Origin of the sequence: Mycobacterium sp. E740 (assembly GCF_001672895.1) — a bacterium.
In the GTDB taxonomy this organism is placed as follows: Bacteria; Actinomycetota; Actinomycetes; order Mycobacteriales; family Mycobacteriaceae; genus Mycobacterium.
This window is the reverse complement of sequence record NZ_LZKP01000036.1, coordinates 1-12,815: the sequence shown is the minus strand read 5'-3', so window position 1 is coordinate 12,815 and position 12,815 is coordinate 1. Positions and strand designations below refer to the sequence as shown.

Here is a 12,815-nt window from a genome sequence, read left to right as displayed (position 1 = left end):
CCGGCTGGCGTTCTTCTCGCAGGCGCGCTGCGTGCAGTACCCCGCAGCGACGAGCAGCAGCACCAGCAGCGCGTCGGGGTTGTTGAACCGGAAAATCAGCGCCGTCACCGGCGTCAACGCCAGCACGCTGCCCGCAAGCAGGGCCGCACCCTGCCCACTCACCCTGCGGACCGCGGCATAGAGCAGCGCCACCGACGCGATGCCCGCCAACGCCTGCGGGACCAGCACACTCCACGGGTTGAGGCCGAACAGCCGAACCGAGATGCCGATCACCCACAGCGCGCCCGGCGTCTTGTCGACGGTGATGGCGTTGCCGGCATCGCTCGACCCGAACAGCAGTGCCGTCCAGTTGTCGGCGCCGGCCTGCGCGGCGGCCGAGTAGAACGCGTTCGCCCATCCGCTCGCGCCCAGGTCCCACAGGTACAGCACCGCCGTCGCCGCCAACAGCACGGGCAGGCCCATGCGGGAGCAGAGCCGACGTACTCTGCTATCGCTGTGTATCAGGGTGTTTCGCGTGTGCTCGCGACAGCCGGGAGGGCGCGCGGTAGCCAAGGCGGTCACTCGATCGAGTGTCGCGGTGCGGGCTATGCGCCGCTGTTGCGCCCGCTGTGGGTGAGCTGTGAGTCACCGGGCAGTTTGACGGTGAAGCGGGTGTCACCCGGAACGCTGTGCACGTCGATGGTGCCGAAGTGCGCCTTGACGACCGCCGCGACGATCGCCAGCCCGAGTCCCGTGCTGCCTTCGCGGCGAGAGCGCGACGAGTCACCGCGGGCGAATCTCTCGAAGATCTCGGGTTGCAGCCACACGGGGATGCCAGGCCCGTCGTCGGCCACCGCCAGCACCACGAAGCCGTCCGCGTCCACGGTCAGCGCCGTGACGACCGACGTGCCGGGCGGGGTGTGGGTGCGGGCGTTGGCCAGTAGGTTCGCGACGACTTGGTGCAGCCGCGCCTCGTCGCCGACGAGCACCACCGGCTCCTCGGGCAGGTCGAGCGACCAACGGTGTTCGGGACCCGCGATGTGGGCGTCGCTGACCGCGTCGACGATCAGCCGTGAGACGTCCACCGGCTCGCGTTGCAGTGGCCGGCCGGTGTCGAGCCGCGCGAGCAGCAGCATGTCCTCGACCAGTTGGGTCATTCGGCCGGTCTCGGATTCCACCCGGCTCATCGCATGAGCGACGTCGTCGGGCACGTCGTCGCGTTTGCGTTGCGCCAGTTCGGTATAGCCGCGGATGGCGGCGAGCGGCGTGCGCAGCTCATGGCTGGCGTCGGCGACGAACTGGCGAACCCGGGTCTCGCTCGCGTGCCGTGCGGACAGCGCTGAGGCGATGCGGTCCAGCATCCGGTTCAGCGCGGAACCGAGCTGACCCACCTCGGTGTGCGCGCTCGCCGGATCGACCTTGACGATCGGCGTCGGGAGCCGCACCTCGCCGCGGTCGAGTTCGAGATCGGCGACCTGCCGCGCCGCATCGGAAACCCTTGCCAGCGGCGCGAGTTGGCGCCGAATGATCAGGATGCCCGCAGTCGTCGCGCCGATCAACGCCATCGCACCGACCACGCAGAAGATGATCGCGACGGTCAACAACGTGTCGTCGACGTCCGAGGTCGGCAATCCGGTCACGATCATCTCGCCGGGTCGGTGCGCGGACACTGCGATCACCCGGTAACTGCCGAGGCCATCCAGGTCCACCGTCGTTGCCGAATGCGGTGCGACGTGCGCGAGCTGTTGGGCTGCCGCCGTGCTGATCTCACTACGCGTGCCGTCGGCGGTGATCACACCGGCGTCCACGGGTGTGCCGTGCGAGATGACCGCGCCGACGGTGCGCGCTGCCTGCCCCGGCGCGTTGAGAAAGGCGGGCCCCGGGCCGAGATCGTCCCGCAGCATCATGCGTTCCCGTAGCCCGGGCCGCGCGAACTCCGGCGGCGGTGGCGGCGGGCCGAACTCGAACAGGCCCGCCGAGCGGCGCGCCGACTCGGCCAGCCGCCCGTCCAGCTGGTTCATCAGAAAGTGTTGCAGCGCAAGCTCGGTGCCGACCCCCACGGCTGCGCACACCAACGCCAGGAGCACGATCTGCGAGGCCAGCAGCCGAGCCCGCAGTGACCATGTGCGCGGTGAGCGGATCCGCGTCGGCGGGTTCTCAGCGCGCGGGTTTGAGGACATATCCCGCACCGCGCAGGGTGTGGATCATCGGCTCGCGGCCGTTGTCGATCTTCTTTCTCAGGTAGGAGACGTACAACTCGACGATGTTGGACCGGCCGCCGAAGTCATAACTCCACACCCGGTCGAGAATCTGCGCCTTGCTCAGCACCCGCTTGGCGTTGCGCATCATGAACCGCAGCAGTTCGAACTCCGTCGCGGTCAGCGTGATCAGCTCACCCCCGCGGGTCACCTCGTGGCTGTCCTCGTCGAGCACCAGGTCGCCCACCACGATCTTCGCGCCACCCGTCTCGCTTGCCACCCCGGTCCGGCGCAGCAGTGCACGCAGCCGCAACACCACTTCCTCGATGCTAAACGGCTTGGTGACGTAGTCGTCGCCGCCGGCGGTCAGGCCGGCGATGCGGTCCTCGACCGAATCCTTGGCGGTCAGCAGCAGCAGCGGCAGCCCGGGTGTCTGCTCACGCAGTTTGCGCAGCACGTCGAGCCCGCTCATGTCCGGCAGCATGACGTCGAGCACCACCACATCGGGTGGCGTTTCCCGCGCGGAAGCGATCGCCGACGACCCGTCGGCCGCGGTCGCGATGTCCCAGCCCTCGTACCGCAGCGCCATCGAAACCAACTCGGCCAGCACGGGCTCGTCGTCGACGACCAGCACATGGATCGGCTTGCCGTCGGCGCGGCGCATGACCACCCGGCCCGCGTCCTGGTCGCCGAGAGGTTGGGAAGTCGTCACGGCGCCATTATTCGCGGTGGCCATGAGCGCAAGGTGAGCGTTTCCTATGCGCCCGCTGTGAAGGCAATCCCGCTAACCCGCCTCCGGAGCCGGCTCCGCGGTGACCTCCGGCGTCGCCACCGTCGTCTCCGGCACCCCCGAGCCCGGCGACTGGGTGACCGTCTCGCCGGTCGTGGCCTCCGACGTCGTCACCGGACCCGCGGTGGCGCCGCCGTCCTCCTCGTCCTGGGCGGCCGTGGTGGCTGCGACCGTCAACGCGCCCATCGTGAGCAGGGCGCTCGCTCCCACCGTCGCCGAGAACAACTTGATCTGCTTCGAGTTCACGTGGACCTCTCCGTCTCGTCGAGCCGTTGTCGGGCTGGGTAACCGAACGGACGCGACGTGAAACGACCGGCGCCGCGGCGGCCACATCACGGCCATCTGCGCGGGCATCTCCTAACCTGAGCGAATGCAGTCGACGGACGGACCCTGACGCATGGTGCGGTTCTTGGCACGCCGCCTGCTCAACTACCTGGTGTTGCTGGCACTGGCATCGTTCCTCGTCTTCCTGCTCGCATCGTGGCAGTTCGATCCGCTCGACAGCCTGGAGAGCCGCAACCCGCGGCCGCCGCAGGCCGTCATCGAGGCCAAGCGCGTCGAGCTGGGCCTGGACAAACCGGTGCTCGAGCAGTACGTCCACTGGGCGTCCGGCGCCATCCGCGGCGACTTCGGAGTCACCATCGGGGGTCAGCCGGTGACCGACGAGCTGTGGCGCCGGGTCGGAGTCAGCCTGCGGCTGCTGGTCATCGGATCGGTCGTCGGAACCGTGATCGGCGTCGCCGTCGGCGCCTGGGGGGCCATCAGGCAGTACCGGCTCAGCGACCGCCTCATCACGCTGGTGTCGTTGCTGGTGATCAGCACACCGATATTCGTGCTGGCGAACCTGTTCATCCTCGCTGCGCTGGGCGTCAACAACGTGCTGGGTGTGCGCATCTTCGAGTACACGGGCGAGACGTCGACGTATCCGGTCCACGGAGCGTGGAACCAGTTCGTCGACCGGTTGCAGCACCTTGTGTTGCCCAGCATGACGCTCGCGCTGTCGTCGATCGCGATCTACAGCCGCTACCAGCGAAATGCGATGCTCGACGTACTGGGCCAGGACTTCATCCGCACGGCGCGCGCGAAGGGACTGACGCGACGACGCGCGCTGGTCAAACACGGACTGCGCACGGCCCTCATCCCGATGGCGACGTTGTTCGCCTACAGCGTGGCGGCGTTGGTCACCGGCGCCGTGTTCACCGAGAAGATCTTCGCCTGGCACGGCGTCGGCGAATGGGTGGTCACCGGCATCGGCAGTCAGGACATCAACATCGTCGCGGCGATCACCATCTTGTCCGCGGTGATGATCCTGCTGGCCGGCCTGCTCTCCGACGTCGTCTATGCGGCCCTCGATCCGAGGGTGCGCCGATCGTGACCGAACCCGTGGCCCATGCCGATTCGCCCGTGACGGACGAGTCGTCGACCAGCGCGCAATCCGGCCTGCACACCGAAGGTTTCGCGTCGCGCCGCTCGCTGGTGTTCCGCCGGTTTCTGCGTAACAGGGCGGCGGTCGTCTCGTTGGTTCTGCTCGTGGTGTTGTTCATCGGCTGCTACGCGCTGCCCCCGTTGCTGCCGCACAGCTACAGCGACCTGGACTACTACGCGCTGCAGCAACCGCCCAGCCTCGACCACTGGTTCGGCACCAACGCCCTCGGGCAGGACCTGTTCGCCCAAACCTTGCGCGGCATGCAGAAATCGATGCTCATCGGCGTCTGCGTCGCGTTCATCTCGACGATCATCGCGGCCACCGTCGGGACGATCGCCGGGTACTTCGTCGACTGGCGCGACCCCGTGCTGATGTGGCTCGTCGACCTGATGCTGGTCGTGCCCAGCTTCCTGCTGATCTCAATTGTCGTGCAGCGCACCAAAGGTGACATCGTCTGGATGATCCTGCTGCTGTCGCTGTTCAGCTGGATGATCAGCTCGCGGATTGTCCGCGGTATGACGATGAGCCTGCGCGACCGCGAATTCGTCGTCGCGGCACGCTATATGGGCGTCAGCGGAGGCCGCATCATCCTCCGCCACATCCTGCCCAACGTCGCGTCGATCATCATCATCGACACCGCGCTCAACGTCGGCGTGGCGGTGTTGGCCGAGACCGGGCTGAGCTTCCTGGGCTTCGGCGTCCAGCCGCCCGACGTGTCACTGGGCACCCTGATCGCAGACGGCACCAAGTCCGCGACGACCTTTCCGTGGTTGTTCCTGTTCCCCGGCGGAGTGTTGGTGTTGATCATCCTGTGCGCCAACATGGTTGGCGACGGCCTGCGCGACGCCCTCGATCCGGGCGCACAGCGGTTGCGTCGCAGAAGGCAACGATGAGCCTGTTGCAAGTCCGCGACCTCACCGTCGCGTTCCCGACCGACGCCGCGCCGGTGAATGCCGTGCGCGGCATGACGTTCGACGTCGACAAGGGCGAGGTCGTCGCACTGGTCGGAGAATCGGGCGCAGGCAAATCGGCGAGCGCGATGGCGGTCGTCGGCCTGCTTCCCGAATACGCCGACGTGTCCGGCTCCATCCGGCTGCACGGCGACGAGCTGATCGACTTATCGGATCAACGGATGTCGGCGATCCGCGGGAAGACGATCGGCACGGTGTTCCAGGACCCGATGTCCGCCCTGACCCCCGTCTACACGGTCGGCGACCAGATCGCCGAGGCGATCCAGATACATCAGCGCAGCATCGGCAGGCAGGCGGCCCGCAGGCGCGCTGTCGAACTGCTCGAGTTGGTCGGCATCGCCCAACCCGAGCGACGGGCCAGGTCGTTCCCCCACGAACTGTCCGGCGGCGAACGCCAGCGGGTGGTCATAGCCATCGCCATCGCCAACGATCCCGATCTGCTGATCTGCGACGAGCCGACCACCGCGCTGGACGTGACCGTGCAGGCGCAGATCCTCGAGGTGCTCAAGACCGCCCGCGACGTGACCGGCGCCGGCGTCCTGATCATCACCCACGACCTCGGCGTGGTCGCCGAGTTCGCCGACCGCGCGCTGGTGATGTACGCGGGCCGGGCGGTCGAGGTCGCGACCGTCGAGCAGCTGTACCACGACCGGCGGATGCCCTACACCGTCGGCCTGCTGGGCTCCGTCCCGCGCCTCGACGCCGCCCAGGGCGCGCGGCTGGTGCCCATACCGGGCGCGCCGCCGTCGATGGCCGCACTGCCGCCGGGCTGCACTTTCGCCCCGCGATGTCCGCTGGCGATCGACGCGTGCCGCGCCGCCGAACCGGAGCTGCTTGCCGTAGGGCCGGGCGGGCACCGCGCGGCCTGCATCCGCACCGAGCACGTCGTCGGCCGCAGCGCCGCCGACATCTACGGCGTGTCGACCGCGCCGCCCGAGACGGCACCCGATGCCGGCGCGCCGGTGGTCCTGCGAGTCCAGGACCTGGTCAAGACCTACAAGCTGACCAAAGGCGTGGTGTTCCGCCGCCAGGTCGGCGAGCTGCGCGCGGTCGACGGGGTCAGCTTCGAACTGTCGGCGGGCCGCACGCTCGGCATCGTCGGAGAGTCGGGGTCGGGCAAGTCGACGACACTGCACCAGATCCTGCAGTTGTCCGCCCCCGAAGCCGGCACCATCGAGGTGCTCGGCCACGACGTCGCGTCGTTGGACCGGCGCGGCAGGCAGGCGTTGCGCGGCGATCTGCAGGTCGTGTTCCAGGACCCCGTGGCCTCGTTGGACCCGCGGCTGCCGGTGTTCGATGTGCTGGCAGAACCGTTGGGCGCCAACGGGTTCGGCAAGCAGGAGCGCGAGGAGCGGGTCGCCGAGCTGCTGGGCGTCGTCGGGTTGCGACGGGAGGACGCCGCGCGGTACCCCGCCGAGTTCTCCGGCGGGCAGAAGCAGCGCATCGGGATCGCCCGGGCGTTGGCGCTGCAACCGAAGATCCTGGCGCTCGACGAACCCGTGTCGGCCCTCGACGTGTCGATCCAGGCCGGCATCATCAACCTGCTGCTGGACCTGCAGCAGAGATTCGGGCTGTCCTATCTGTTCGTCTCCCACGACCTCTCGGTGGTCAGACATCTCGCGCACCGCGTGGTCGTCATGTACAAGGGCACCGTGATCGAGCAGGGCGACGGCGACCGGGTCTTCACCGATCCTCGCCAGGACTACACCAAACGCCTGCTCGCTGCGGTGCCGCAGCCGGAAGTGAATCGCAGCTAGAGTCGGTGCGCATGAGCTTCCGACGCTTCGCTGCCGTCGCCGCGATCGCCACGCTGACCCTGACCGCCTGCTCCGGCGGCACCGACGAAGCACCGTCCGCGGGCGGAGACGCATCCGTCGGCACCAGCAACGACATCAACCCCCAGGACGTCGCGAACCTGCAGCAGGGCGGCACCTTACGGCTGGCGCTCACCGCCTTCCCGCCGAACTTCAACCCCCTGCACATCGACGGCAACACCGGCGACAACAACTCGTTGATGAAGCCGACGATGCCGCGGGCGTTCCGGATCGGCGCCGACGGCTCTACGACCGTGAACACCGACTACTTCACCGACGTCAAACTGACAAGCACGAACCCGCAGGTCGTCACCTACACGATCAACCCGAAAGCGGTGTGGAGCGACGGCACACCGATCACATGGGAGGACATCCAGTCGCAGATCAACGCCACCAGCGGCAAGGACGGCAAGTTCGCGATCGCCGCCACCAACGGCAGCGACCGGGTCGCGAAGGTCGAGCGCGGCGTCGACGACCGCCAGGCCGTCATCACCTTCGCCAAGCCGTGGTCGGACTGGCAGGGCATGTTCGCAGGCACCTCGATGCTGTTGCCCAAGAGTTCGACCGCGGACCCGGAGGTCTTCAACAAAGGTCAGCTGACCGCTGCCGGCCCGTCGGCGGGGCCGTTCATCGTCTCCAACCTCGACCGCGGAGCGAAGCGGATCACGTTGAGCCGCAACCCGAAATGGTGGGGTGCGCCGCCGCTGTTGGACAGCATCACCTTCCTCGTCCTCGACGACGCGGCGCGCATGCCCGCCCTGCAGAACAACACCATCGACGCCAGCGGCCTGGCCACGCTCGACGAGATGCAGATCGCCCGACGCACGCAGGGGTTGAGCATCCGGCGCGCACCGGGCCTGGCCTGGTACCACTTCACGTTCAACGGCTCCCCCGGTTCGATCCTGGCCGATCCCGCGCTGCGGCGGGCGATCGCCAAGGGCATCGACCGCAAGACGATCGCCGAGGTCACCCAGCGTGGGCTCGCGGACAATCCCGCGCCGCTGAACAACCACATCTACGTCGCCGGCCAAGAGGGCTATCAGGACAACAGCGGCACCGTGGCGTTCGATCCGGAGCAGGCCAAGCAGGAGCTCGATGCGCTCGGATGGCGGCTCAACGGCCAGTTCCGGGAGAAGGACGGGCGCCAACTGGTGATCCGAGACGTGCTGTTCGACTCGCTGGGCACGCGCCAGTACGGGCAGATCGCGCAGAACAACCTCGCCCAGATCGGGGTGAAACTCGATCTGGACGTGCGCCCCGCCGCGGGCTTCTTCACCGACTACGTCACCGTGGGCAACTTCGACATCGCGCAATTCTCTTGGAGCGGCGACGCTTTCCCGCTCGCGAGCCTGACGCAGATCTACCGCACCGGGGCGGAGAGCAACTTCGGCAAGATCAGCGGCCCCGAGATCGACGCCAAGATAGAACAGACCGTCGGTGAGCTCGATTTCGCCAAGGCGCGCACGCTTGCCAACGAGTTGGACAAGCTGCTGTTCGACGAGGTGTTCAGCCTGCCACTGACCCAGTCGACCGGAAACGTCGCCGTTCGAAGCAATCTCGCGAATTTCGGCGCGTTCGGCCTGGCCGACGCGGACTACACGACGATCGGTTTCCTGAAGTCCTGAGGCTTCTTAGGTTCGGGCTGAGTCTAAGCCGTGCTGACGAAGCGGGGCGTCGGTAGAACAGTGCCATGACTACGGCCGACCACCCGACACGCACACTTCCCGGCACGCCGGAATGGACGCAGCTGCTCGCTCGCATCGCCGAGCGCGCCACCGAGCGAGACCTCAACGACGAGAACCCTTTCGACGAGGTCGCTGCGCTGAAGCGGGCGGGCTTCGGCACGCTCCGGCTACCCGTTGCGCTCGGTGGCGCGGGTTTCACGGTGCCGCAACTGTTTTCGAGCGTGATCGACGTCGCGCACGCCGACCCGATCGTCGCGCACATCTTCCGCACCCATTTCTGGTTCGTCGAGGAACGACTGCGCACCGCCTCCGACGCGCAGTCGGCGCGGTGGCTGAGCAGGGTCGCCGAGGGCAAGATCTTCGGTAATGCGTTCAGCGAGAAGGGCTCGCTGGCCGTCGGCAGCCTGGTGTTCAACACCCGCCTGCTGCCGAGAACCGCCGGCGGATACCGACTCGACGGCGAGAAGTTCTACAGCACGGGCACGCTGTTCTCCGACTACCTCACCGTCGCCACGACCACCGACCACGACTCGGTGGCCACCGTGGTGGTGCCCGCCGACCGCGAGGGTGTGCGGCTCATCGACGACTGGGACGGCTTCGGTCAGCGGCGCACCGGCACCGGCACGACCGTCTTCACGAATGTGGCCGTCGCCGCGGACGAGGTGCTCAGCGACACGCCGTACGACGCCGATCCCGAGCCGACGGTGCAGTACGCGACCCTGCAATTGTTCATCCACGCGGTGGTGGCCGGCATCCTCGAATCAGTCGTCGACGATGGGATCGCGTTACTGCGCTCGCGCGACCGCAGCTTCAGCCACGCCTTGACCGAGCGCCCCAGCGACGACCCGCTCTACCAGAAACTGTTGGGCGAGTTAGCCAGTACGGCCTACATCGCCAGGGCTGCGGTGCTCGACGCGGCCGCGGCGATCGGCGCGGCGTCGGAAGGCGGCGGCGTGCCGGACGCCGACCTCGCCACCGAGGCGCAGTTGAAGGTCGCCAAAGTGAAGGTGCACCTGGATCACGTCGCGCCGGAGGCCGCCACGCGACTGCTCGAGCTCGGCGGGGCCAGCGCCGCCAGCCGCAAGCGCAACCTGGACCGGCACTGGCGCAACATCCGCACGATCACGCTGCACAACCCCGTCGCCTACAAGGCGAAGGTCATCGGCCAGAACCTGCTGCACGACACGCCGATTCCGGCGAACGCCTACTTCTGATCCGGTGATTTGTGAGTGATTTCGATCGGTGAGCGAACGAAATCACTCACAAATCACAAGAGACGGGGGCGCAGACTGTCGGGGGTGATCGCAATGCCGGCCTCGAGGTCGTCGATCAGCTCACCGGCATAGGCGACCAAGCCGGTGACGTCGACACCATGTGACGCCGGATGGCGGTCGCCGGATAGCCGAGCCGATGCGCGGCGCAGCACGCCGATCGCGCCTTTGGCGTTACCGCGCTGCACATGGGTGATGCCGACGGCGAGCTGAGCGAGCCCCTGCCAGAGCGGCCGCTCCTGCTGCGGGCCGTTCTTCCACGCCGCCTCGAACACCTCGTGGGCATGGAACGCCCGACCGTCGTCGAGAAGCTGTTGGGCATAGGCGAGCGTCTCGGCGGGCGGAAGTTCGAGGTCGTCGGGAATCCTTGCTACGCCTCGGCTGCCGGGGGGCAGTAGGCGGCCCAGCTCGTCGCGCGGACGGGAGTTCTTCGGCCGCCCGGCGTCGTCGCGGTCACGATCGGCCATGCCCCATCTTGGCACTGGCGTGGTCAGCCGGCCGAGATCAGCTCGGCGGCCTTCTCACCGATCAGCACGCTCGGCGCGTGCGTGTGACCGCGGATGATCGTCGGCATCACCGACGCGTCGGCGACCCGCAGCCCCTCGACGCCGCGAACGCGCAGCTGCGGATCGACCACGCTGGCGTCGTCACGCCCCATTCGGCAGGTGCCGACGGGGTGATACAAGGTGTGCGAGAACGTCGCCAACGCGCGCTCGAGAGTCTCATCGTCGAGACTGGTGGCGTTCAGCGGGCGGGCGATCCTGCCGATGACCCCTTCGAGCGCCGACGCCTGCGCGATCGTCGCGCACATGCGCAGACCAGCCATCAGCGCCGCGCGGTCGGCGCCGTCGGGGTCGGTGAGGTATCGCGGGTCGATGATCGGCTTGTCCTTCGGGTCGGCCGAGCGCAAGGCGATGATGCCGGTGCTGCGCGGCTTGAGCAGAATCGCGGCCAGCACGACGGCATGGGTGTCGTACGGGTCGCCGATCCCCTCCTCGAAGAACGGCGCGGGCGCGAAGAGCAGTTCGAGGTCCGGCAGCGCGATGTCGGGGCGGCTGCGGACGAAGCCGTAGGCCTCTCCCACGTTCGAGGTCAGCATGCCGCGGCGGCGAAGCAGGTAGTTCAGCAGCTGCAGCGGCTTCTCTGCGCCGAACAGGGAATCGTCGGGCACGTCGAAGCCGAGCGCGGCGATGAAATGGTCCAGCAGGTTGGCTCCCACATCCGGCGCATCCACGAGCGTCTCGATGCCGTGCTCGGCCAGTCGAGGGCTGTCGCCGATCCCCGACAGCATCAACAGTTGCGGGCTGTTGATGGCACCGCCGCACAGCACCACCTCGCGGCGCGCGGTGATGGTGCGACGCGAGCCGCCGTGCTGCACCTCGATCCCGGTGGCACGCCGGCCGTCGAAGATCACCTTCCCCGCCAGCGCCTCGGTCAGCAGCGTCAGGTTGCCGCGCTTGAGTGCGGGTTTGAGGTAGGCGTCGGCGGCGCTCCACCGGGCGCCGCGCCGTTGCGTGACGAGCGTTTCGCAAAAGCCTTCGGGGGACGCCTGATTCGGCTTCTCGACGCGATAGCCGCACTCCTGGGCGGCCGCGAGCCATTTGGCGGTGGAACTGCGTGGGCTGCGCTGCGCGGTGATCGACAACGGCCCCGCCTCGATGCGGCGCAGATACGGCTCGAGGTGCGCGTAGTCCCACTGCTCGCCGGCCGCCTCGCCCCACTCGTCGTAGTCGGCGGCGAAGCCGCGCACCCACATCATCGCGTTCATCGACGACGAGCCGCCCACCATTTTGCCTCGCGGCCAGTAGATTTCGCGGCCGTCGAGTTCCTTTTGCGGCTCGGTCAGGTAGTCCCAGTCCATCGGCCCGCGAAACAGTCGCTGGAACCCGGCGGGTATGCGGATGAACTTGTCCTTGTCATGTGGGCCCGCTTCCACCGCGATGACGCTAACGGACGGGTCGGCGCTCAGCCGGGCGGCGACCACCGACCCGGCCGAGCCAGTTCCCACGACGATGTAGTCGGCCTCCATTCGCGGGAGTCTAGATTCTCCGGCGCGATCAGCCGGCCAGTTCGATGTGGTGAGCGCCGTCGACGGCGGCATAGCGGCCGGCGTTGCACGTCAGCACGATGACCTGGCCGTCCCCGCCGACCGCGTTGAACACGGCCCCCATCTTGACCAGCCGGTCGGCGTCGGTGAACCCCAGCGCGTCGTCGATCACCACCGGCACGCTGTCCTCCTTGGCCACCAACGCCGCGCCGGCCAGCCGCGCCACGATGCCGAGCTGCTCCTTGGCGCCACCGGACAGCGAGTCGTAGGGCACCGTCCGGTTGCAGGTGTACGGAACCCAAGGCCGCAAAGGAACGCTCGACGAGGCGGAAACCGAACGCGAGCACGCCCTCGCGGAGCACTCGCGGGTCCAGCGGCGAGCCCGGGCCGCGGAGCTGTTGCGCTCGGTGCTCACCCGGCACCGCGACGCCACCCGGCTCCGGTACGTCGAGCCGTTCCGCGGAGAGGTGGAGCGGCTGGGCCGCATGGTGTTCGGCGACAGCTTCGAGGTGGAGGTCGACAGTGCGTTGAAAATCTGCAGTCGCACACTGTCGGGTCGGACGGTGCCCTACGACTCGCTGTCCGGTGGCGCCAAGGAGCAGCTCGGCATCGTGGCGCGGCTGGCCGGCGCGGC

The 12,815-nt window shown here is 68.1% G+C and carries 11 protein-coding genes and 2 pseudogenes; 6 read left to right on the top strand and 7 right to left on the bottom strand.

The window, feature by feature from the left end; all coding sequences use genetic code 11:
- The 4 genes from A5663_RS03545 to A5663_RS03530 form a co-directional block, all read right to left on the bottom strand.
- The coding region (locus A5663_RS03545; protein WP_197503279.1) for a glycosyltransferase family 39 protein at positions 1-462 on the bottom strand (462 nt) is incomplete at its 3' end.
- Positions 463-584: 122 nt separating this feature from the next.
- The gene (locus A5663_RS03540) at positions 585-2,159 is read right to left on the bottom strand and encodes a cell wall metabolism sensor histidine kinase WalK (protein ID WP_068143945.1); all 1,575 of its coding nucleotides are present in this window, start codon (positions 2,157-2,159) and stop codon (positions 585-587) included.
- Positions 2,137-2,841, bottom strand: a complete 705-nt coding sequence (locus A5663_RS03535; RefSeq protein ID WP_068143948.1) for a response regulator transcription factor — start codon at positions 2,839-2,841, stop codon at positions 2,137-2,139. Before A5663_RS03535 ends, A5663_RS03540 begins: the two co-directional genes overlap by 23 nt.
- 120 nt (positions 2,842-2,961) lie before the next feature.
- Complete coding sequence (locus A5663_RS03530; protein WP_068143942.1) at positions 2,962-3,213, bottom strand: hypothetical protein; 252 nt, start codon at positions 3,211-3,213, stop codon at positions 2,962-2,964.
- Positions 3,214-3,364: 151 nt separating this feature from the next.
- Between A5663_RS03530 and A5663_RS03525 the strand changes: the two genes are divergently transcribed.
- From A5663_RS03525 to A5663_RS03505, 5 genes are all read left to right on the top strand, one after another.
- Positions 3,365-4,342 carry an ABC transporter permease gene (locus A5663_RS03525; RefSeq protein ID WP_068143941.1) on the top strand — a complete coding sequence of 326 codons (978 nt, stop codon included), beginning with the start codon at positions 3,365-3,367 and terminating at the stop codon, positions 4,340-4,342.
- 29 nt (positions 4,343-4,371) lie between these two features.
- Positions 4,372-5,286 (top strand): ABC transporter permease, encoded by a 915-nt coding sequence (locus A5663_RS03520; RefSeq protein ID WP_068143946.1) that lies wholly within the window; start codon positions 4,372-4,374, stop codon positions 5,284-5,286.
- The gene (locus A5663_RS03515) at positions 5,283-7,121 is read left to right on the top strand and encodes an ABC transporter ATP-binding protein (protein WP_068143938.1); all 1,839 of its coding nucleotides are present in this window, start codon (positions 5,283-5,285) and stop codon (positions 7,119-7,121) included. Before A5663_RS03520 ends, A5663_RS03515 begins: the two co-directional genes overlap by 4 nt.
- An 11-nt stretch (positions 7,122-7,132) precedes the next feature.
- Positions 7,133-8,803 carry an ABC transporter family substrate-binding protein gene (locus A5663_RS03510; RefSeq protein ID WP_068143935.1) on the top strand — a complete coding sequence of 557 codons (1,671 nt, stop codon included), beginning with the start codon at positions 7,133-7,135 and terminating at the stop codon, positions 8,801-8,803.
- A gap of 65 nt (positions 8,804-8,868) precedes the next feature.
- Entirely contained in the window at positions 8,869-10,077 is a 1,209-nt protein-coding gene (locus tag A5663_RS03505; protein ID WP_068143933.1) for an acyl-CoA dehydrogenase family protein, read from the top strand.
- 53 nt (positions 10,078-10,130) lie between these two features.
- Here the strand turns inward: A5663_RS03505 and A5663_RS03500 are convergent, their stop codons facing one another.
- The 3 genes and pseudogenes from A5663_RS03500 to A5663_RS03490 form a co-directional block, all read right to left on the bottom strand.
- Positions 10,131-10,601: a DUF309 domain-containing protein gene (locus A5663_RS03500; protein WP_068143931.1), complete on the bottom strand. Its 471-nt coding sequence runs from the start codon at positions 10,599-10,601 to the stop codon at positions 10,131-10,133.
- Between the two features lie 23 nt (positions 10,602-10,624).
- Positions 10,625-12,163: a GMC family oxidoreductase gene (locus tag A5663_RS03495; protein WP_068143928.1), complete on the bottom strand. Its 1,539-nt coding sequence runs from the start codon at positions 12,161-12,163 to the stop codon at positions 10,625-10,627.
- A gap of 28 nt (positions 12,164-12,191) precedes the next feature.
- Positions 12,192-12,464, bottom strand: a pseudogene (locus A5663_RS03490) (ATP-binding protein); the annotation flags it as partial.
- Between A5663_RS03490 and A5663_RS03485 the strand changes: the two are divergent.
- Positions 12,457-12,815: pseudogene (locus A5663_RS03485) on the top strand (ATP-binding protein); the annotation flags it as partial. The pseudogenes A5663_RS03490 and A5663_RS03485 sit on opposite strands and share 8 nt — an antisense overlap.

Coding starts and splice junctions, on each gene's coding strand:
- A5663_RS03540 (WP_068143945.1), bottom strand. CDS start 2,159: ATGTCCTCAAACCCGCGCGCTGAGAACCCGCCGACGCGGATCCGCTCA.
- A5663_RS03535 (WP_068143948.1), bottom strand. CDS start 2,841: ATGCGCCGCGCCGACGGCAAGCCGATCCATGTGCTGGTCGTCGACGAC.
- A5663_RS03525 (WP_068143941.1), top strand. CDS start 3,365: ATGGTGCGGTTCTTGGCACGCCGCCTGCTCAACTACCTGGTGTTGCTG.
- A5663_RS03515 (WP_068143938.1), top strand. CDS start 5,283: ATGAGCCTGTTGCAAGTCCGCGACCTCACCGTCGCGTTCCCGACCGAC.
- A5663_RS03510 (WP_068143935.1), top strand. CDS start 7,133: ATGAGCTTCCGACGCTTCGCTGCCGTCGCCGCGATCGCCACGCTGACC.
- A5663_RS03505 (WP_068143933.1), top strand. CDS start 8,869: ATGACTACGGCCGACCACCCGACACGCACACTTCCCGGCACGCCGGAA.
- A5663_RS03500 (WP_068143931.1), bottom strand. CDS start 10,601: ATGGCCGATCGTGACCGCGACGACGCCGGGCGGCCGAAGAACTCCCGT.
- A5663_RS03495 (WP_068143928.1), bottom strand. CDS start 12,163: ATGGAGGCCGACTACATCGTCGTGGGAACTGGCTCGGCCGGGTCGGTG.